The sequence below is a fragment of the Actinomyces sp. S6-Spd3 genome, from assembly GCF_000758755.1.
Classification (GTDB): domain Bacteria; phylum Actinomycetota; class Actinomycetes; order Actinomycetales; family Actinomycetaceae; genus Pauljensenia.
The window spans coordinates 176,769-195,837 of sequence record NZ_JRMV01000281.1; the positions used below are offsets into that span (position 1 = coordinate 176,769).

At 56.5% G+C, this 19,069-nt stretch carries 15 protein-coding genes and 1 tRNA gene; 9 read left to right on the forward strand and 7 right to left on the reverse strand.

Annotated features, from left to right (window positions below):
* Nucleotides 1-125 precede the first annotated feature (125 nt).
* Complete coding sequence (locus HMPREF1627_RS07945; protein ID WP_034502746.1) at nt 126-1,655, reverse strand: zinc-dependent metalloprotease; 1,530 nt, start codon at nt 1,653-1,655, stop codon at nt 126-128.
* 143 nt (nt 1,656-1,798) lie between these two features.
* Between HMPREF1627_RS07945 and HMPREF1627_RS07950 the strand changes: the two genes are divergently transcribed.
* A complete protein-coding gene (locus HMPREF1627_RS07950) occupies nt 1,799-2,980 on the forward strand; it encodes a PDZ domain-containing protein (RefSeq protein WP_234305290.1) in 1,182 nt (393 codons plus the stop codon).
* Nucleotides 2,981-3,021: 41 nt separating this feature from the next.
* Here HMPREF1627_RS07950 and HMPREF1627_RS07955 read toward each other — a convergent pair whose 3' ends face one another.
* A complete protein-coding gene (locus tag HMPREF1627_RS07955; RefSeq protein WP_034502750.1) occupies nt 3,022-3,567 on the reverse strand; it encodes a PPA1309 family protein in 546 nt (181 codons plus the stop codon).
* A gap of 94 nt (nt 3,568-3,661) precedes the next feature.
* Here HMPREF1627_RS07955 and HMPREF1627_RS07960 point away from each other — a divergent pair, with 94 nt between their 5' ends.
* Nucleotides 3,662-6,664 (forward strand): UPF0182 family protein, encoded by a 3,003-nt coding sequence (locus tag HMPREF1627_RS07960; RefSeq protein WP_034502752.1) that lies wholly within the window; start codon nt 3,662-3,664, stop codon nt 6,662-6,664.
* Between the two features lie 135 nt (nt 6,665-6,799).
* Here the strand turns inward: HMPREF1627_RS07960 and HMPREF1627_RS07965 are convergent, their stop codons facing one another.
* A complete protein-coding gene (locus tag HMPREF1627_RS07965) occupies nt 6,800-8,260 on the reverse strand; it encodes a sensor histidine kinase (RefSeq protein WP_034503616.1) in 1,461 nt (486 codons plus the stop codon).
* Between the two features lie 123 nt (nt 8,261-8,383).
* On the opposite strand from HMPREF1627_RS07965, the gene HMPREF1627_RS07970 reads away from it, so the two are divergent.
* The 4 genes from HMPREF1627_RS07970 to HMPREF1627_RS07985 all read left to right on the forward strand — a co-directional run bounded on the left by HMPREF1627_RS07970 (nt 8,384) and on the right by HMPREF1627_RS07985 (nt 10,916).
* Nucleotides 8,384-8,899, forward strand: a complete 516-nt coding sequence (locus HMPREF1627_RS07970; protein WP_234305291.1) for a DUF2505 family protein — start codon at nt 8,384-8,386, stop codon at nt 8,897-8,899.
* A gap of 52 nt (nt 8,900-8,951) precedes the next feature.
* The gene (locus HMPREF1627_RS07975; RefSeq protein WP_052040896.1) at nt 8,952-9,422 is read left to right on the forward strand and encodes an OsmC family protein; all 471 of its coding nucleotides are present in this window, start codon (nt 8,952-8,954) and stop codon (nt 9,420-9,422) included.
* 85 nt (nt 9,423-9,507) lie between these two features.
* On the forward strand, nt 9,508-10,311 hold the full coding sequence (locus HMPREF1627_RS07980; RefSeq protein ID WP_034502754.1) for a thymidylate synthase: 804 nt from the start codon (nt 9,508-9,510) through the stop codon (nt 10,309-10,311).
* 50 nt (nt 10,312-10,361) lie between these two features.
* Nucleotides 10,362-10,916, forward strand: coding sequence for a dihydrofolate reductase (locus HMPREF1627_RS07985; RefSeq protein WP_034502755.1), 555 nt, complete (start codon nt 10,362-10,364; stop codon nt 10,914-10,916).
* Here HMPREF1627_RS07985 and rmuC read toward each other — a convergent pair.
* Complete coding sequence (gene rmuC / locus HMPREF1627_RS07990) at nt 10,869-12,101, reverse strand: DNA recombination protein RmuC (protein WP_034502757.1); 1,233 nt, start codon at nt 12,099-12,101, stop codon at nt 10,869-10,871. The two genes, HMPREF1627_RS07985 and rmuC, sit on opposite strands and share 48 nt — an antisense overlap.
* Nucleotides 12,102-12,225: 124 nt before the next feature.
* Between rmuC and HMPREF1627_RS07995 the strand changes: the two genes are divergently transcribed.
* A tRNA-Met gene (locus HMPREF1627_RS07995) sits at nt 12,226-12,299 on the forward strand.
* Nucleotides 12,300-12,438: 139 nt separating this feature from the next.
* Here the strand turns inward: HMPREF1627_RS07995 and HMPREF1627_RS08000 are convergent.
* Together HMPREF1627_RS08000 and HMPREF1627_RS08005 are read right to left on the reverse strand one after the other, a co-directional pair.
* On the reverse strand, nt 12,439-13,479 hold the full coding sequence (locus tag HMPREF1627_RS08000; RefSeq protein ID WP_034502758.1) for a DUF11 domain-containing protein: 1,041 nt from the start codon (nt 13,477-13,479) through the stop codon (nt 12,439-12,441).
* Between the two features lie 29 nt (nt 13,480-13,508).
* Nucleotides 13,509-14,537 carry a hypothetical protein gene (locus HMPREF1627_RS08005; RefSeq protein WP_034502760.1) on the reverse strand — a complete coding sequence of 343 codons (1,029 nt, stop codon included), beginning with the start codon at nt 14,535-14,537 and terminating at the stop codon, nt 13,509-13,511.
* A 191-nt stretch (nt 14,538-14,728) separates the two neighbouring features.
* Between HMPREF1627_RS08005 and HMPREF1627_RS08010 the strand changes: the two genes are divergently transcribed.
* Both HMPREF1627_RS08010 and HMPREF1627_RS10045 read left to right on the forward strand, forming a co-directional pair.
* On the forward strand, nt 14,729-15,448 hold the full coding sequence (locus tag HMPREF1627_RS08010; protein WP_034502762.1) for a hypothetical protein: 720 nt from the start codon (nt 14,729-14,731) through the stop codon (nt 15,446-15,448).
* Nucleotides 15,449-16,231, forward strand: coding sequence for a hypothetical protein (locus tag HMPREF1627_RS10045; protein WP_052040898.1), 783 nt, complete (start codon nt 15,449-15,451; stop codon nt 16,229-16,231).
* Between the two features lie 64 nt (nt 16,232-16,295).
* On the opposite strand, the gene valS is transcribed toward HMPREF1627_RS10045, so the two are convergent.
* Complete coding sequence (gene valS, locus HMPREF1627_RS08020; protein WP_034502764.1) at nt 16,296-19,055, reverse strand: valine--tRNA ligase; 2,760 nt, start codon at nt 19,053-19,055, stop codon at nt 16,296-16,298.
* Nucleotides 19,056-19,069: the final 14 nt, after the last annotated feature.

Genomic DNA, 19,069 nt, shown 5'->3' on the forward strand with positions numbered 1-19,069 from the left:
GCACTGTCATGGATAAATTCCATTGTGTACGCAAGGACACTTCGTGCGGGCACGTCGGCGCAATCTGTGGAAAACGCCGAAGGCCCGCGCACCCTGTGGACGAACTCGGTACTTGCCTGTCAGTATCAGGAAAGATCGCTGTCGGATCCGCTTGGCGGTTCCTCTGAGGAATCATCCCCCGAATCTGTTGGATGAGCGGCCTCGTCTGGCTGCCCAATCTGGTACCCAGCCTTACGGAGGGTATCGGCCTCGGGATCCATTGAGGGATCAAGGCCCTCGGCCCACCCCATCGAACCGTCCAAGAGAGACTCCAATGCCTGGTCCATATCGGCGCTGGCCTCAGCTTCGGCATGGCGAAGAGCGACGAAGGTTTCCGGGGAATCAAGCTCATTACTATTGGGGATCAGATCCGGGTGCGCCCACAAATCCTCACGCGCATGGGTTCCGCCGTCTTCAAACACCAACTGGAAGAGCTTTGCGGCATCTCGCGCGCGGCGCGGACGCATTTTCAACCCGATGAGACTACCGAGAATCTTCTCAACTGGACCGCCCAGTGCGCGCCGGCGACGCATGAGTTCACGAAGCTGTTCAAGGTGAGGCAAGTAGGGGAGGGCCGCCTGAGCAGTGACGACATCAACCCACCCTTCAATGAGGGCAAGGAGGTTCTCTACTCGCTCCATTGCAGCGATCTGCTCGGGGGTGGGGGCAGCTGCGAAGATTTGCTCGTTGAGAGTGTCTTCGGTGAATTCACCGTTTTCCGGGTCGAAATGTGCTGCGGCTTCGGCGACTGCCTGTGAATCGATCGCAATGTGCTGGGCATAGCGCTCAACCGCGCGGGTCAGATCCCCAGAAAGCCACGGGACTCCGGAGAAGAGGCGGCGGTGTGCGCACTCACGCAGGGCGATGAATTGAAGAACTTCTTCGAAGGGGATGTCCAGTTCGTCGGCGAAATCCTCAACATTGCGCGCGACCAGAGCAGTTGTCGAACCATTGGTCAAAGGAATACCAACATCGGTGGATCCCATGGCGCTCTGCGCAATTTTGCCAAGGGCGACACCGATCTGGCTTGCGAAAAGGAAAGAAGACATCTTCGGCAAAATGCTGCGCGTTGAGTTGAGCAAACTGGCGATATCAGGCATGTCTTCTGACGTTGAGGGATCAAGTTCGGGCAGGTGCTGTTCTTGCTCGTTGAGCACGTCCTCAAAGGCCTTGGCAACATTAGCCGCAACCGGCTCGCAGATCTTCTTCCATACCTCAGCGGTTCCGTCGATCCACTCGGCGCGAGTCCAGACCTGACGGTTGACGGGGCCGGGAGAAAACTCGACGGTGGCATCCAACCACAGATCTGCAACAGTCATCGCCTCACGGGCACGCTGCGCCTGCGCGGCAGTCACGGCAGTTTCTCGTGAATCCCATGCCTTCGACTGAGCGAGCTGAAGGGCGCTCTTCCAATCCACCGGTCCAACCGAAGGACCATTCATCATGATGGAGAACTGAGTCAATGCCTGCCGCATGACCTCAGGATCGGGGAATTGGCTGTTGAGACTTTCGGGGTCAATCCCGCGAGCGCGCATGGATTCCATTGCCGCTCGGGCTGCCTGCTCGCCGAGCAGGTTACGGAGAAACTCTTCCATGTTCGATTCGTTGTCGCTCATGTGTTGAGCCTAGCTGTGAGCTGGGCCGCGTTCTAGCTCAATGCCCAGTTTGGAACGAACTTAGCTCACAGCGCAATCGTCTTCACATACTTGCACATACTTCCGACTCACGAATGCTTCCATGCTGAGGGACAATGACAGGTATGAATGAACTCCATGACGATCCCAAAGTGAGCGAAGAAGATGCGCAGTCCAATGCTCGAAACCTGCGCTGGCTACGTAGACTAACGGTCACGGTTGTCGTCATGAGCATTCTGGGTGTGGCTGCCGCGGTTGTCCCACTGCCCTACGTCGCACGCCTCCCCGGGCCGACGGTGAATATTTTGGGGGCCGCGGCAACGAAAGATGGCACTGAGGAGCTTCTCTCCATCACAGGGACCAACCCCCTGACGGGTGAAGAAATCAAAAACCCAGATCCTTCGACCAACGCGGACAGCGGCCAATTGCGGATGGTGACGGTCTCTGAGATGGGCGGGCCTGGGCGCAGGCTCAACGTCTATGGGTGGATTCAAGCGGAACTGACCCCGGCCTCGGAACTGGTTCCCTATTCGAAGGTCTATCCCGATAACGTCACCCGCGAGCAGGTTGATAACGCCAACAAAGCGCAAATGACGGGGTCGCAGTCGACGGCGAAAGTCGCGGCCTTGATGGAGCTCGGCTGGAAAGTCCCCGCGACGGTCAAGATTACGGGCACCGTCGAGGGCTCCGACGCACAGGGGAAACTACGCGAGGGCGATATTCTCCAATCGATCGAAACCCCCGATGGGGTCCTTCACACAATCGAAACCCCAGCTGATCCTTTTGCCATCATGCGCAAGGTCGCTCCCGGCTCGACGCTCAAAGTCACGGTGAAAAACGGTGAGGATCAACGGACAGAAACAGTTGTTTCTGCTGCCTCTGCCGGAGAAACAGAAGGCTCAAAGCTTGGGATCTACCTGGATGCGCAGGTGAATCTTCCCGTAGATATTCATTTCTCCTTGGAGAACATCGGCGGTCCCTCCGCAGGAATGATGTTCTCGCTGGGCATCATTGACCGCCTCAGCGAAGGAGACATGACGGGCGGGAAGTCAATCGCCGGAACCGGGACCATGTCCTATGACGGCAAAGTTGGTGCAATCGGTGGAATTGCACAGAAAATGCAGGGTGCAAAACGCGACGGAGCCAGCTGGTTCCTTGCCCCTGAAAGCAATTGCGATCAGGTCATTGGGCACGTCCCGGAGGGATTGCGGGTCGTGCGTGTGTCAACCCTTCATGAAGCTCACGAGGCAGTAGATGCGATTGCCGCAGACCGTGGGGATTCCCTTCCGACCTGCGAAGCCAAGTAAGCCAAAGAACGTCAGGGGCAGGCGCGCGCCTCGTCGATTCCTTAGGAAAGCGAGGCTAAGAGCGCGTCCGTTAGCCCGGGGACCAATTGCGAACCCTGACCGACCTTGTCATCGCTGTCGAAAGTACGCGCGCGCAGAGCGCTCCACGTCTCACCGCTGCGCAGGGCTCCCGCTGTAATGCGAACATCGGTAGCCTTGGGATGATTCGAAATGAAAGCAAGAGCTTCATCGGGATCTTCCGGAGCCTGTGCTTCCACCTCGGGGGGAACAATGACGCGTTCGAGGCTCAGCGCTGCACCGACGACCGAAGGTGGCCACGCGAGGTGGGCGAGCATCTCTTCGAGGTCTTCCCCCTGGAAGTCTTCTTGGATGATTGCACTCAAATGAGTATCAGTGCCGTCCCATTCTTGGCGCAGGGCGTCTTTGAGTTCTTCAGGAAGATCAGGCTGTTCGAGAAGAGTCGCTGTGTGCACCAGAGCATAAAGGGAAGGCGCATGATCCCAGCCAACCAGTGATGCCGCTTTTTCAATGTCGAGAACGACATGAGCGAGGGCGAGCTGGTCGGCGGTGGGGGTGAGTTCATTCATGCGCTCATTTTCCCACAGGCACTTGGCGCACGCAGATGCATGCGCGGCTGGCTAGAATACACATATCGTGATCATTCTTTAGAGAGGAAGCTTTGTGAGCGATTCTCCCTTCTCCATCGGCAATAACCCCATCCAATTGCCCAAGATTGAGTTCCGTCGCCCCAAGATCGGCCCCGGAGCCATCACCGTTGTGGTTTTGGTGCTCGTGGGGCTTTTTGTCTACGCTGCTTCATCGTTCTGGACCGAAATTCTCTGGTTCCAGCAGATGCATTCGACTCGGATCATTTTGACCCGGTGGGGAGCTATCGCTGCGCTGGCACTCATCGGTGCGGTGATTTCAGTAGCTCTCTTGCGCACGATGATTGGTCTGGCTCATCGTCATCGCGTGCCATCGGGCAGGGGAGAAGCAGGCGCGAATCTTCGCCAATACCAAGAAGCGATTGAGCCCCACAAGAAGGGGCTGGCCTGGCTGGTTGCGCTGCTGATCGGTATCCCCGTTGGAATCAGGCTCGCCGAAGGATGGCAGACTGTCCTCACGTGGCTCAACGCGACACCCTTCGGGAAGACCGACCCGATTTTTGGGTGGGACGTTTCATTCTTCGTCTTCACTCTTCCCTTCCTTGAGCTGGTCGTCTCGTTCCTCATGCGCCTTGTTCTTCTATCCCTGGCGGTCTCGCTTGCTGTGTCCTACCTCTACGGAGGACTGCAACTCACTCCGCGCCCGCACGCTCGGAAAAAAGTGCGACGCCACCTGGGGATCCTCGCAGCCGTGGCCTCGGTGATCATCGGCGCAAACTACTGGATCGGACGCTATTCGCTGCTCACTCAAAGTGGGGACAACATTGACGGCGCAATGTATGCGGACGTCAATGCCACCCTTCCCGCGCATTCGATCCTCGCGGTAATCTCGCTCGCGGTTGCAGTTCTCTTCCTTATTGCCGCTTTCCGAGGCACCTGGCGCCTTCCCACGATCGGCGTCGTTGTCACCGTGGTTGCCGCATTGGTCATTGGTGGCGCCTACCCCGCGCTCATCGAACAGTTCAGGGTCCGCCCGAACGCGCGTTCTCTAAACGCTCCCTACATCCAGAACAATATTGACGCGACTTTGAGTGCCTATGGTCTGGATGATTTGGACTACACGACCTACGACGCAACGACTAGCGCTCAGCCCGGTCAGTTGCGCGAAGACTCGGAATCGACCTCGCAGATTCGACTGCTCGACCCGCAGGTGATCCGCAAGACTGTTCAGCAGCTTCAGCAGTCGCGTCCCTACTACTCCTTTGATTCCGGGTTCTTTGTCGACCGATACACCATCAATGGTGAACGTCGTGACACCGTCATCTCGATGCGTGAACTCAACCTTGCTGGACTCTCGCAAGAACAGCAGACCTGGGTCAACCGGCACACCGTTTACACCCACGGTTTCGGTGTTGTCGCTGCCTACGGTAACACCATCACTTCTGATGGTCTTCCCGCCTACTGGGAGCAGTCCATCCCCTCGACGGGTGAAATGGGATCCTACGAGCCTCGCGTCTACTTCTCTCAGTCGGCGCCTGATTACTCAATCGTTGGTGGCCCAGAGGGCACCGCGCCCCAAGAACTTGACTACCCCGACGACAACGCTCCCGGTGGTCAGGTCTCCACAACCTTCACCGGCAACGGTGGTCCCTCGGTTGGGAATGTGTGGAATAAGCTCCTGTACTCGATCAAGTTCGGGTCAACGGATATCTTCTTCTCCTCTCAAACGAATGAAGAATCCCAGATCCTGTATGACCGTGATCCCTTGCTGCGAGTGGCAAAGGTTGCACCTTACCTGACTTTGGAACAGAAGGCTTACCCGGCGGTTGTTGATACCGATGGAGATCCTTCGACCCCGAAGCGTCTGGTGTGGGTTGTTGATGCCTACACAACCACGGATTCCTACCCTTATGCCCAGCACCAATCGCTGTCCTCCAGCACGGTCGATTCGCGCTCACAGTCGGTGGGAGAGTACATCCAAGGAAACTCCATCAACTACATGCGTAACTCGGTGAAAGCCATCGTCGACGCCTATGACGGATCAGTGCGTTTGTTCCAGTGGGACGATAACGATCCGATCCTCAATACCTGGACGAAGATCTACCCCGGAACCGTGGAACCCAAGGCAAACATCTCTGCCGACCTGATGGGACACCTGCGCTACCCGGAGGACATGTTCAAGGTTCAGCGTGAACTTCTCACGTCCTACCACGTGCGTGATGCCGCTGATTTCTACACCGGTGGCGACCGCTGGCGACTGGCAGAAGAAACCTCGACTGCTGCAACAGCCAATGGCTCAATTCAGACCATGACTTCCTCGCAGCTGCAAGCGATCCGAGTGCAGCCGCCCTACTATCTGACCATGCAGATGCCTGGGCAGGACTCCGCAGAGTTCTCCCTCACCTCTGTGTTCGTCCCCGGTGGCGAGTCCAAGCGCGAGGCCATGGCTGGCTTCCTCGCAGTCGATTCGGAAACGGGAAGCCAAGCTGGGCAAGTTCGCGAGGGATACGGCAAGCTGCGATTGATCGCGCTGCCTTCCTCGACGACGGTTCCTGGCCCCGGACAGATCCAAAATGCCTACGACACGAACCAGACAATTGCCTCGCAATTGAACGTGTTGAACCTGTCGGATTCAACGGTCATTAGGGGTAACCTCTTGACCCTGCCCGTGGGTGGAGGCCTTCTCTACGTCCAGCCCGTGTACATTCAAGGATCGGGCGGCGCGAACTATCCGGTGCTGCGTTTCGTCTTGACGGCTTTTGGTAATCGCGTTGGATTCGCCCCGACTTTGCAAGAGTCGCTGGATCAAACCTTCGGCGGGGATTCAGCTGCAAAGGTGACGGGTAAGGACACCTCCAGCAAGGATAAGAACCAAAATACCGATACGAATTCTGAGCCCTCACAGCAGCTCGCCTCTGCTCTGCAGGACGCTAATCAGGCCATCCAAGATGGCCAAAATGCCCTGAAGAACAATGACTGGGCAGCTTATGGTGAATCGCAAAAACGCTTGAACGATTCCCTTGCCAAGGCTATTGAGGCTCAAAAGGCACTGGAAGCACAAAAGGGTTCCGGTTCCTGATGTGCTGAAACATGATTGATGTCGTTGGGGGCGGGAGGATTTCAATCCTCCCGCCCCCAACGACATTCACATCACAAGCGTTGTATCTAGACCCCTCCTCATTAATTCTTCAAGGAAGGATGTGGGTACAAACTTTCAGTCGGATAAACGGGCCTTCAACGTGACGACGGTTCCGCCGCCTTCAGCAGGCTCCCAATCGATGCTGCCTCGAAGTTCGCCACGAACCATCTGATTAACGATCTGGGTCCCCAAACCCGTCATCGCCCGACCGGGCTGGATTCCTGCACCATTGTCAGTGACTGTAACAATGAGCTGGTCACCGTTGCGCTGCGCGTGGACGCGGATCAGCCCGTCCTTATCCGCAAGACCGTGCTCAACCGAATTCGATACAAGCTCGTTGAGAACAGTCGCCATAGCCTGCGCTTGTGCTGCTGCAAGGCTGCCGAACTCACCGCTGGTCGTCACATCGACCGCATGATCGGTTGAGGCAAGCGTTCCGGCCATTCTCACAATCGTTCGCGCGACATCGTCAAAATCGACCTGCTCATTGACGTCTTGCGAGAGGGCCTCGTGAACAGTCGCAATCGCCTGGACTCGCCGCTCGGCTTCCTTGAGTGCGGCCTGAACGCTTTCCAGATCAGAACGGCGAGACTGAAGACGCAGCAGAGCCGACACCGTCTGCAGATTATTCTTCACGCGGTGGTGAATCTCGCGAATCGTTGCGTCCTTTGTCATGAGTTCTTGTTCGCGTCGACGAATCTCGGTGATATCACGCGTCAAGATGACAGCGCCCAGACGCTTATGACCATCGACAAGCGGAAGCGCACGCAAGGAGATCGTGACCCCTTGAACCGATAGTTCGACGCGCCAGGGGGCGCGTCCCATCACGACGACTGCCAAAGACTCCTCAACGCTGTTCTCATCGCTCACAGCATCTGTGATGCGTTCGGCCAAGACTTCGCCAAATACGGAATCTTGACGGATTCCAATGCGACGCAGACACGACATAGCATTGGGGGTCGTCTGAAGGACCTTTCCATCTTGATCGATGAGGATCGCTCCGTCTTGGACGCGGGGAACACCATGTGCGGAAGCTGTTGGAGCAGACTTGTAGGGGTACTCGCCCCGAGTGATCATCTCGCAGATGATGTCCGCCGCGTCACTGGTCCAGGTATCAAAGTTTTGAGCAAGACGAGGCGAGGATAGGTTCGTTTCGCGCGTGAGCACCGCGATGACTTCGCCCTCGTAGGGGATCGGAACACAAACTTCAAGAACCGAGTAGGTACCGGCCCAATGCGGCGAAGTCGGGCGCACGACCTTGCCGGTTCTCATCGCCTCACGCAGCTCGGCCTCGCGAGCAAGAGGAAGATACAGGCCCCGCGGATCGTCAGCGTGAACGGTGATCGAGGTTGAGGGGCGGCAATTCTCGGCGGCGAAGAAGCGGTCATCGTCTGTATGAAGCCACAACACCAAGTCGGCAGCCGCAAGGTCTGCAAGAACCTGCCAATCAGCCAAGAGCTGGTGCAAATGATCGTGAGCTCCCGGGGACAGCTTAGGAGTGAATGAGACTTCTGCAGATTGGGCAAAGCTTGACATGTCCGACATGTCTTCACAATAGCGGCACTCGCCTCATTGTGAGAATCAACGGGCGGCAAGGATACAATCACTCCTGTGGACTTCGCTTCAACATAGGGGCGGAGCAGACAAGAAGATGGGACAATGATGCAGGTCAATGGGGATGCGCAGTATCAATGCTCGCCGGAGGCATTCGTCGAAATCAGTACGAACGGGGATTTCGTTCAGACGCGCTTTGGGGATTTTATTCGCGAGGCCGTGGTGGAGTACCCGCAGGCAGGCGCGGTGAGCGTTCGTGGACAACTCAACCCCGAGGCCCTTCCCGCGCGTGCGCGCTCGGCGGTCGAAAACCAAGTCCTCATCGAATACGACGAGGTGTGGACGCAGGTCGCTCCCAGGCACTTTCAAGCGAGATGCACCCTGAATGCTGAGGCGGTCTCTGTCAGTGCGCATCTGACTCAGAGCGTGAGCCCCGTGGAGTGGGATCTCAATCAGTGCCAGTGGGCGCTCAATGGCGAATACAGAATTGCAATTCCTCTTATTGGACGCATGGTCGAGGCCACGGTGGCCTCTCATTTCGACGACTTCTTCAAACGAGAGCACAAAATCGTCGATACATGGCTCAAGAGACATGCGGGCGAGTACTACATCGCGGAATAAAACCCTTTCACTTCGGGTTGTGAACTGATAAAGAACACGGGAAGGACACATCATGTCTGAAGAAATCAGCGAAACAACAGAGTCTGTAGCGGCTGCGGGTGGCCCCTCACGGCCTCTGTACTTGGAACGGACAGGAGTGCGTCAGTACGTCGCTCGTAATGCTCGCGGAGCTGAGGTTCTGGTCGGTGACGGCCCGGGACGCTTCACCCCGGGTGATTTGCTCAAGCTTGCGCTCGCCGGTTGCAATGCAATGTCCTCTGATGCGCGTTTCGCCGCAGTCTTGGGCGAGGACTTTGCGCAGATTGCCGGCGTTTCCGCCGAATACGACGAGGCCGCCGATCGCTTCACTTCCATGGAAGTTGAGCTTCTGCAGGACCTCTCTTCGCTCAGTGAAGAAGAGACAACAAATCTTCTTCGTCGTGCTGGTTCCGCTATTGAGCGCAATTGCACGATCGCACATAGCCTTTCTGAGCCGCTGCCTCACACCTTGCATATCGCCTCTGAACAGGTTCGCGAATCTTGAGAGTTGTTGCCTCTTTCGCCAGCGTGTGCCACTAGGCTTGTAGGCGCTGGCGAAAGAGGCAGAACAAAGCCGGAAGGGAAATGTAATGAACCAGGTTGATAGGCAATACGAAGACCTACTGGCAAAGATTATGCGTGAAGGTGTGGAAAAGACCGACCGCACGGGTACAGGCACGCGTTCCCTTTTCGGCGCACAGCTCCGCTATGACCTCTCACAGGGCTTTCCGCTCATTACGACCAAGCGCGTCCACATGAAGTCGATCATTGGCGAGCTCTTGTGGTTCCTCAGCGGGGATTCGAACGTGCGGTGGCTTCAAGAAAACGGCGTTCGTATCTGGAATGAATGGGCCGATGAAAATGGTGACTTGGGGCCCGTTTACGGTGTCCAGTGGCGCCGCTGGAATGCCGGGGATGGTCGTCAGATTGACCAAATCTCTCAGGTTTTAGAGACGCTGAAGACTAACCCTGATTCCCGTCGCATGATTGTGTCGGCTTGGAATGTTGGGGATCTTCCGCAGATGGCTCTTGAGCCTTGCCATGCGTTCTTCCAGCTCTATGTCGCCCAGGGGCGTTTGTCTCTACAGCTGTATCAGCGCAGTGCCGACATGTTCCTTGGTGTTCCCTTCAATATCGCCTCTTATTCCCTCTTGACCCACATGTTTGCCCAGCAGGCTGGCCTGGAAGTAGGCGACTTTATTTGGACCGGGGGAGACTGCCACATCTACTCGAACCATGTTGAGCAGGTGAATGAACAGCTCTCGCGTGAGCCCTATCCCTTCCCAACTTTGAAGCTGCGCCAGGCGGATTCGATGTTCTCTTACGATTTCGACGACATCGAGATTGAGGGCTACGAACATCACCCGACGATCAAAGCACCGGTGGCCGTGTGAACCACGGCGGAGGCGCTGCCCGGGAAATGACGGTTGGGGAGGAACCGCACGTGCAGCATCGATCGGTCCCTCTTGCCTCGATTTGGGCCCAAACGGCTGATGGCCTGCTGGGGTCGGGGACTGAAATGCTCTGGCGGGTTCCCGCGGATTTTGCTCACTTCAAGGCCGCAACAATGAACTGCCCGATTATTATGGGTCGTTCATCATGGGACGCCTTGGGGCGTCCCTTACCTGGTAGAACGTCCATTGTCATCACCCGAAACCCAGATCTGAAACTGGATGGTGCGCTGGTTGCGCATTCCTTGGATGAAGCAGTGCGACTTGGACAAGAGGATGCACGCGAGCGGGGCAGTGAGCGCGTGTGGATCACGGGCGGCGCACAGATCTACACGCAGTCAATGCCGCTGGTGGATGAGCTTGTCGTCTCTTTCTTAGAACTTGACGACCCCTGTCTTGAAAAGATCAAGGGCAGCGAACATCATGTGTATGCTCCAGAGATATCCCCTGAAGAGTGGGGACTTGACCTGAGCCGCAGCGATGAGGCCTGGCGTCCCGCCTCAGGAGATGCCCTCCGCTGGAAAGTCGAGGTTTTCCGTCGCCTGTGACAAGGGCGTCGTGAGAGTCTTTGCCTCCACGTGAACGCGCTCGAGGGGTTCGGGACTGAGATGAATTCCTGAGAGCTTCCGAGCGCTGACTAATGCTCGTGATTCAAAAGAACCGAGGAAAGAATTCCACGACTGCGATGCATTGTTGAGTGCGACGGAGACTTTCGATGCGTGTTTTCCAAGTGTTTGGAGCCGTTCGTAGAGTTCTTGAGAGAGCTGAATAATCTCTTGAGCCTGTGTGGATAGGCTTTGTTGACGCCAAGTGAAAGCAACTGTGCGCAGAATCGCCCATAGGGACGTGGGGGAAGCAAGAACAACATTCATATTCAAGGCGTCGTGCATGAGTGAAGGATCGGTATGCAATGCTGCAGAGAGAATCGATTCGCTGGGAACAAAAGCGATGACATAGTCAGCGGCATGGGGGAGTTCTTTCCAATATTCCTTTCGGGAAAGTTCACTGACGTGGCGGCGCAAGGACTTCGCATGCTGGAGCATGAGCTGCTCGTATGTGAGTGTCTGATCCGAAGGATCCTCGCCATCAAGATGCAGGGGAGTGTCTTCGCTTTGGGCGCGCAAATAAGCATCCAGTGGGACTTTCGCATCAACTGGAATGCACTTATCTTGAGGGAGGAGGACGATCATGTCAGGGCGTTTGGATCGGCCTGCCGTTGGTACTTGGGTGTCAAAGTGAACGTGCTCGATAAGCCCGGCAGACTCAACGAGGGAACGTAGCTGGGCCTCTCCCCAAGTCCCGCGAAGAGGAGCGTGAGAGAGTGTGCGCGTGAGTTCTTGGGTGGACTGCCGGAGTAAATCTTCCGATTCTCGTGTCCACTTTAGTTGCTGATCAAGTGCGCCGATTTGCGCGGCCTGCTGTCGTTCTAAAGAACTGACGGAGGTTTGAAGGAGCTTTAAGCCTTCGTTGATCGGAAGGATTGTCTGCATAAGGTGTTGGTGCTGTGCAGATTCAAGCTGTGCTGTTTGGGATTGAGAATCGGCCAGGAGACTTTGGAAGGTGTGTTCTTGCGAGAGGCGTTCGCGCAGCTCTGCCACCTGGGCTTGGCTGCGTGCGAGGTCTTGTGAAAGTTCGAGGTGCGCGTGGAGTGCCCCACTGCGTTTACCCAGTGCCCACGATAAACAGGCTAGGGCTGCGCAGAGGACGAAGAAGAAAAAGTTCTGAGGTGTCATGGGAGGATGTTAAAACTGGGCACTTTCATCTGCGTCCACTTTGAGCGTGTGGATCTGCATGACCCATGTCACCCGACTCGAGTTGTGCTTTTGGGCCAAGACAGGTACCTTTTATAGGTACCGACGCGGGGTGGAGCAGTTCGGTAGCTCGCCGGGCTCATAACCCGGAGGTCGCAGGTTCAAATCCTGTCCCCGCTACTAATAACCCGGTCTCGAAAGAGACCGGGTTTTTGTATTTCTGCGCGCTTATCTGAGAAGACTCGCGTATTAAGCTCTCCGTTCCAATAAAAAATTGCGGCCTACGCTTCGCGTAGACCGCAATTGAGTGGAGGAACTTCTAGCCGCGCTTGCGCTTGCGCAATGCAGCGCCTGCACTTGCGCTCAGTGCCGCTGCTCCAGCAAGGAAAGCAATGGGGCCACCCGTGCGCGCGAGCGTCGGCTTTGACGGGGTCGAAGCACTAGTCTGTGCCCCTGCCGAACTCGTGCTTGGGCTTACCGAAACCGTCGTTGACTCACTAGCTGAAGGAGATGCAGCGCTTGTACTCACCGAAGCCGTCGGAGTGCTTGTGGTAGGTGTCGTTGAACTAACCGAAGGAGAAGGCGAGGGGGTGGGCGTTACACACGGCGAGGGGTCGAGGATTGGATCGACTTGTGTTCCAGCAGTCAGCGGAGCGACGGTGATATTGGCGGTCCAAGAGTCTGCGGAGGACTGTGCATTAGCGCCGGTGAATCCCGTGAGCGCCGCGGTGTTAGAGATGGTTGTTCCCGCGCCCTTTTCATTCACGCGTCCGAGCACGTGCAGCGTCGTGTAGTTCATGAAACCGAGCTGCCCTGCGCCGCCGTCCCAGATTCCAGTGCAGTGATCATAGGAACCAAAAGTCTTGGCATCAGTACAGGGGAAGGTGAAGTCTCGAATGAGGCCGTCGTCTGGGTTCGGATCAAAGTCGTGTCCTTCCCGGACCCAGAGGTGATCGACCGGAGGATAGGCAAGGATCTCGTTATTGCACAGTCGAGTCCACGAGTTTTGGTAGGTGATTCCCTCGGGCAGTAGGTCTTTCACATTGATGTTTGTCACTGTGCCAACGCCACGGTTAAGAATGTTGACGCGGTAAAGAACATAGTCGCCAACGTTAAAGTTCCCAATCGGGAAGTTAGCCGTCGAATCAAGAGCGATGGGGAGTCCGTTTGCGCCATAAACAGGCTGAGCGCCAGACATCTGGACGTGGGCCGCATCCTTCAAGACAATAAGATCAGCACCCTGGTTTGGATCAGCGCTGGCCTGGAACTTGGATGCTGAAACACCGACAATTCCCAGGGCAACACAGGCGCTGAGGAGTGCTGCACACAAACTGCGGCGTCGAGAACGATGGAGTGTCATGGTTTGTCGGTCCTTCTGTAAACGGGGGTTTAATCGAGCTTACGCCTGCTCGAGACGAAAGATGATCCTGCAACAGTGGTGAGCACCGCTATCCCCCCAAGGAGTGCGAGGGGAACACCCGTACGCGCGAGTGTGGTTGTCTGCGGTGTGCGAGAGGCTGCTGTTGCGCTTGTCATTGCCGAGGCCTCGCTGGTGGTGGGCGTGGTAGTGGGGGCACTTGTGGTTGTGGAAGGAGCAGATGTACTCACCGAGGGGGAAGCCTGCGAAGACGTGGGGGAATCCGAAGGTGTCGGTGTTGAGCAAGGTGAGGGATCCGTGATCTCCTCAACCTGTGCACCGGTAGCAAGAGGTGCAACCGTAATATCTGCGGTCCACGAATCAACGGAGAGCTTTGAATTTTGAGGAGCGACATCCGCCAATCGAGCAGTGTTGGAAATTGTCTTTCCTGCGCCCTTCTTGTCGACACGTCCAAGGACGAACAAAGTTGAATATGAAGCGTATCCAAAATACTCAGTGCTACTCGTCCATGTTCCGCTGCAGTGGTCATAGGTCCCTGAGGAATATTCCTCAGGTGCGCGACAGGGGAAAGTAATCGGGCTGTCTGGGTACAGACTCTCGTCGGGATTCACGCTTTGGCTTTCGTGAACCCACAGGTGGTCGGTAGGAGCTATAACAATGTGTGTGCACCTGCGTGTCCAGGAGTTCTGATAGGTGACCCCTTCGGGAAGGAAATCCGAAACAGTAAAGCTGTTCACGTCAGCATAATTGCGATTCAGGACATTGATACGGTAGACAACGTAGTCGCCGACCTCGAACTGTCCAATGGGAGCATCTGCGGTCGAATCAAGACCAATCGGGAGGCCGAATTCATCGTAGACGGGCTGCCCGCCCGACATCTGGACGTGGGCTGCATCCTTCAGGAGGATCAAGTCGGGGACGCGTTCTTCATCTGCCTGAGCCTGAAGTTGTGCGGTGGAGACCCCCGCAATACCCATTGCAACGCTAGCGGTGGCGAGGGTAGCAATGATGCTCCACCCGCGCTGTGAACGCTTCAACATAACGTGCCTCCAAAACCTTAAAAACTCAGCAAGCTGTCTGAGCACAATACCGAGAAATGCTATCTGTAAGTAGCTGTTCAGTTCAAGAAAAACTGCCAGTTGTGCCTTAAAACTCATATGTTCTGAGCGAAAGGTCCTCGCTCACAACAGTTGTAGTATAAAAATGTTGAAACACATTTGAGGAGGACAAAATGAGTGAACCGACGATGCCGCCGAGCCTGCCGCCCATGAGCGGACAGTCAATTCCGCAGGGAAGCGTGCCAGCAACCGGCAGGATTGAAAACGGTGACTACTATTTTGATAAGTTTGATGATCGTCCGATTCCCACAATGGTGAACCGACTGATCATTGAAAAAGGCTCGTGGACGAAAGCAATCGTAGCCTTCGTTTTGGGTGGAGTTTTTCTCCTTGCATGTGTCAATTCCGTGCGCACTGAACAGTCAGTTGCAGCGATGATTCTTTGTTTCTTGATCGGGGCTCTCTTGATTGTCGCTGGGCTTGTCATGATGCCCCGCAAAGACTACATCGACTACCAGGGCTTCTATGTCACGAGCATTTTTGGCTCGAAGCGCTTCCCCTGGCCTCATTCGCGTACTAGTTTCTACGTCCGTAACACGCGGGCTGGAAACGCCGCTTCGGCGAGCGCTCGGATGACACAGACCTTCGACGTGAAACTGATCAGTGCTGAGGGAATGCAGATTCCCTTGGGGATTGTCTTCACCGGTCCGAACTCCGATGAATTGGAATGGCGAGGCGTCGTTCAGTGCTCGCGTATTTGGGATTGGGGCGTTGCAAGGGGCTACACCGTTGAAACGGGGGAGTATATTCCTCTTTCGGGAGTTGGAATTCACCAAGCACTTCGTCAGTCTCAGGAAGAACGCTACGGTCTTCGCCAGAACTTCAATCAATAAATGAGTAATCTCCACGATCCTCAGCCTGCTGAGGATTCTTCTCGAGTATCACTTCCTCCCGCTGCTGGGGAGCGCATCGAGCCTCAGAAAGAAATTGCCTCGAAGATCGGGACGGTTGTAGACGGTGACTACTACTACGACCAAAACGACGAGAAGCCTATTCCTCTTGAAGCAGAGAGAATAGTCTTCGAAAAAGGCTCGACGTTTATGGTGATTTTGTCGTGGTGTTTAGCGCTCTTTCTCTCTCTGCCGTTCCCAACGATGCTGACCGAAGGAACAGACGCGGTCATTGACACGGATCATCCATTGATCTGGTCCTTCATGCTAGGGGGCGATCTGCTGATCATCGTCCTTCTCATTATTCATGGTTTCCTTTATTTCCCAAGTACAGATTGTCTCGACTCCCAAGGGATCACCCTGTCGATCTTGTCAAGGAAAATACAGATTCCGTGGCCGCACTCGCGAACGGGTTTGTATGTTCGCCTTGTGAACCAGATAGGTCGAGGTCTTCAGACAGCTGAAGTGAAGGTGATTCGTCCAGACGGTTCCTCCGCGTTACTTCCTATTACCTTCAGGGGAGTGGATTCAGTCAAAACTGAACGAAATGCTGTCATCCAATGCTCGCGGATCTGGGGCTGGGCGGTGGCAAAGGGCTATACCCAAGAGAGTGACGAGTACATTCCTCTTGCGGGACTAGGGGTTCAGCAGTCTCTTCGCCGTCGCCAGGAAGAACGCTACGGCCTTCGTGCCCATGTGAACGACAACCAGGAAAACCTCCAATAGGTCTTTCCTTCGTATAAAGGTGTGGGCCCGGCAGCTGCCGGGCCCACACCTTTATACCTAGAACTTAGTTCTTCTTCTTAGCCGGGGCTTCGCCCAACTCGAAGGAAGCGACACGGATGGTGCCTTCATCTTCGGTAGAGTCTGCCGAGGCCTCGAAGTGAGCGGGACCCTGGATCTTCGTCGCGGCTGCAAGGTCTTCCAGAACTTCCTCAAGCAGGGGGATCATCTGCTCGGGAGCAGACACCGTCACCTCAAGGAAGGGGGTCCTGGGGGAGACTTTTGCTTCGGACTTCACGCGGCGAAGGACCACGAGTGCCTCGGAGGCAACGCCCAGCAACACGCTGGAAGCGTCCTCGATCGCGCCCTCAATACTCCCATCAGGGGTGACCTCAAGGTTGGAGGTGGTCGGCCATGCAGCCTGGTGGACGCTACCTTCGCGATACCAGCTCCACACCTCTTCGGTCACGAAGGGCAGGTAGGGAGCAAGCAAGCGAACGAAGGTATCGATGGCGATCGCCAGCGCTGCGCGGGCAGAAGCCGAAGCCTGATCACTCCACTTGCCCTCGCGGTTGTAGGCGCGTTCCTTCACGAGCTCCAAGTAGTCATCACAGAAGGTCCAGAAGAAGGACTCGGTGACTTCCAGTGCACGCGCGTGCTCGTAATTTTCCAGAGCCGTGGTCGCAGAAGAGACAACCTCGCGCAAAGCGGCAAGCATCGAACGGTCGAGGGGCTGGACAACGTGCGTGATATCCAGATCCAGATCTGCGTCTCCACCCATCGTGAGAGCGAACTTCGAAGCGTTGAGTACCTTGATGGCCAGGCGGCGGCCAATCTTCATCTGTGATTCGTCGAAAGCAGCATCCAAGCCCAGTCGAGCCGAAGCCGCCCAGTAACGCACCGCGTCCGAACCGAACTTCTCGAGCAGACCCATGGGGGTGACGACATTTCCCTTAGACTTCGACATCTTCTTGTGATCCGAGTCCAAGATCCACCCCGATAGACCGGCGTGTGCCCAGGGGAGTGCGCCGAATTCCAGATCGGCACGCACGACCGTTGAGAACAGCCAGGTTCGGATGATGTCCTGACCCTGCGGACGCAAGTCCATCGGGTAGGTACGAGAGAACAAGTCCTCGTCCTCAAGCCAACCGCAGGCAATCTGCGGGGAAAGTGAAGAGGTCGCCCAGGTATCCATGATGTCGAGTTCACCGATGAAACCACCGGCGACTCCGCGCTGATCCTCGGTGTAACCGGGAGCCGTATCCGATGAGGGATCGACAGGAAGCTGATCTTCGCTGGGGGTGATGATCTGGGTGTAATCGACTTCGCCACGGTCATCGACGCGGTACCACAGGGGGAAGGGGACGCCGAAGAAACGCTGGCGAGAGACCAACCAGTCGTTGTTGAGGCCACGTACCCAGTTCTCGTAGCGCACGCGCATGAAGTCCGGGTGGAACTCCAGTTCCTTACCGCGCTCGATGAGTTCCTGGTTCAGGTCCTTGCCAGTAGCAGGATTGACCCACGGCTTGCCACCGTTACGGATGTACCACTGACGCGAAGTCACGATCTCTAGGGGCTTGTCGCCCTTTTCGAAGAAGTTCGTCTGGCGCATCGTCTTCTGAGGTTCACCGCGCATCTCGCCGCTTGCCTCGAGGCGTGCAACCAGTGCCTCGCGAGCAGAGAAGGTTGTCTTCCCCGCAAGCTCAGCGAAGGCCTCGCGACCCTCAGCGGTGGTGATCCACTCGGGGGTTTCGGTCTGCAGGCGGCCGTCCTTGCGCAAAACGGTGCGCAGCGGAAGGTTCAGGTCACGCCACCAATCGATATCGGTCGTGTCACCGAAAGTACAGCACATGGCGATACCGGCGCCCTTGTCCATCTCTGCCTCGGGGTGGGGAAGAACAGGGACCTCAACACCGAAAACAGGAGAGGCAACCGTGGTGCCGAACAGCGGCTTGTAGCGCTCATCGTCGGGGTGAGCAATCAAGGCCACGCACGCGGGAAGGAGTTCGGGACGAGTTGTCTCAATGCAGACATCAACACCGTTCTCAACCGGCGCACCGGCTGCAGCGGCCTCGGCAGCGCGCGCGGGGTCGGTGATGTGGAAGGCGAGGCGGTGGTAGAAGCCCGGGTATTCGCGGCTCTCAAGCTCGGCCTGGGCAACCGCGGTCTGGAAGGTCACGTCCCACAGGCCAGGAGCCTCAGCCTGATAGGCCTCGCCGCGCTCGAGATTGCGCAGGAAAGCAGCCTGGGCAACCTTGCGGGCGCGAGTACCGATGGTCTGGTAGTTCTGGGTCCAGTCAACCGACAGGCCCAAGTGGCGCCACAGATCTTCGAAGTGCTTCTCGTCCTCGACGGTCAAGCGCTCGCACAGCTCCACGAAATTACGACGCGAGATCGGCACCTGATCGCGAGCCTTGATGGACTTGCCTTCGCCGCCAACATGAGGGGGCTCGAAGTTCGGATCATAGGGGAGGGTCGCATCGACGCGAACCCCGAAGTAGTTCTGAACGCGACGCTCGGTAGGCAGGCCGTTATCGTCCCAGCCCATGGGGTAGAAGACCGATTTTCCCAGCATTCGCTGGAAACGTGCGACGACGTCGGTGTGCGTGTACGAGAACACGTGGCCGACGTGAAGTGAACCCGAAACCGTGGGCGGGGGAGTGTCGATCGAGTAAACCTCTTGGCGGGGGCGGCTTCGATCAAAACGATAGGTTCCCTGATCTTCCCAACGCTGGTTCCACTGGGCTTCGAGGCCTTCAGTGGCGACCTTGTCCGGCACCTGGGGTGCGGGCAGCGAGGTTGGTTCGGCCTGGCGCTGAGCGCTCATACATATTCTCCATC

Bases quoted from the DNA above. Each gene is read 5' to 3' on its own strand.
- rmuC (WP_034502757.1), bottom strand. From the start codon at position 12,101: ATGACACCTCAGAACTTTTTCTTCTTCGTCCTCTGCGCAGCCCTAGCC.
- HMPREF1627_RS07970 (WP_234305291.1), top strand. From the start codon at position 8,384: ATGATGCAGGTCAATGGGGATGCGCAGTATCAATGCTCGCCGGAGGCA.
- HMPREF1627_RS07945 (WP_034502746.1), bottom strand. From the start codon at position 1,655: ATGAGCGACAACGAATCGAACATGGAAGAGTTTCTCCGTAACCTGCTC.
- HMPREF1627_RS07955 (WP_034502750.1), bottom strand. From the start codon at position 3,567: ATGAATGAACTCACCCCCACCGCCGACCAGCTCGCCCTCGCTCATGTC.
- HMPREF1627_RS07950 (WP_234305290.1), top strand. From the start codon at position 1,799: ATGAATGAACTCCATGACGATCCCAAAGTGAGCGAAGAAGATGCGCAG.
- HMPREF1627_RS10045 (WP_052040898.1), top strand. From the start codon at position 15,449: ATGAGTAATCTCCACGATCCTCAGCCTGCTGAGGATTCTTCTCGAGTA.
- valS (WP_034502764.1), bottom strand. From the start codon at position 19,055: ATGAGCGCTCAGCGCCAGGCCGAACCAACCTCGCTGCCCGCACCCCAG.
- HMPREF1627_RS07975 (WP_052040896.1), top strand. From the start codon at position 8,952: ATGTCTGAAGAAATCAGCGAAACAACAGAGTCTGTAGCGGCTGCGGGT.
- HMPREF1627_RS08000 (WP_034502758.1), bottom strand. From the start codon at position 13,479: ATGACACTCCATCGTTCTCGACGCCGCAGTTTGTGTGCAGCACTCCTC.
- HMPREF1627_RS08010 (WP_034502762.1), top strand. From the start codon at position 14,729: ATGAGTGAACCGACGATGCCGCCGAGCCTGCCGCCCATGAGCGGACAG.
- HMPREF1627_RS07965 (WP_034503616.1), bottom strand. From the start codon at position 8,260: ATGTCAAGCTTTGCCCAATCTGCAGAAGTCTCATTCACTCCTAAGCTG.
- HMPREF1627_RS07980 (WP_034502754.1), top strand. From the start codon at position 9,508: ATGAACCAGGTTGATAGGCAATACGAAGACCTACTGGCAAAGATTATG.
- HMPREF1627_RS08005 (WP_034502760.1), bottom strand. From the start codon at position 14,537: ATGTTGAAGCGTTCACAGCGCGGGTGGAGCATCATTGCTACCCTCGCC.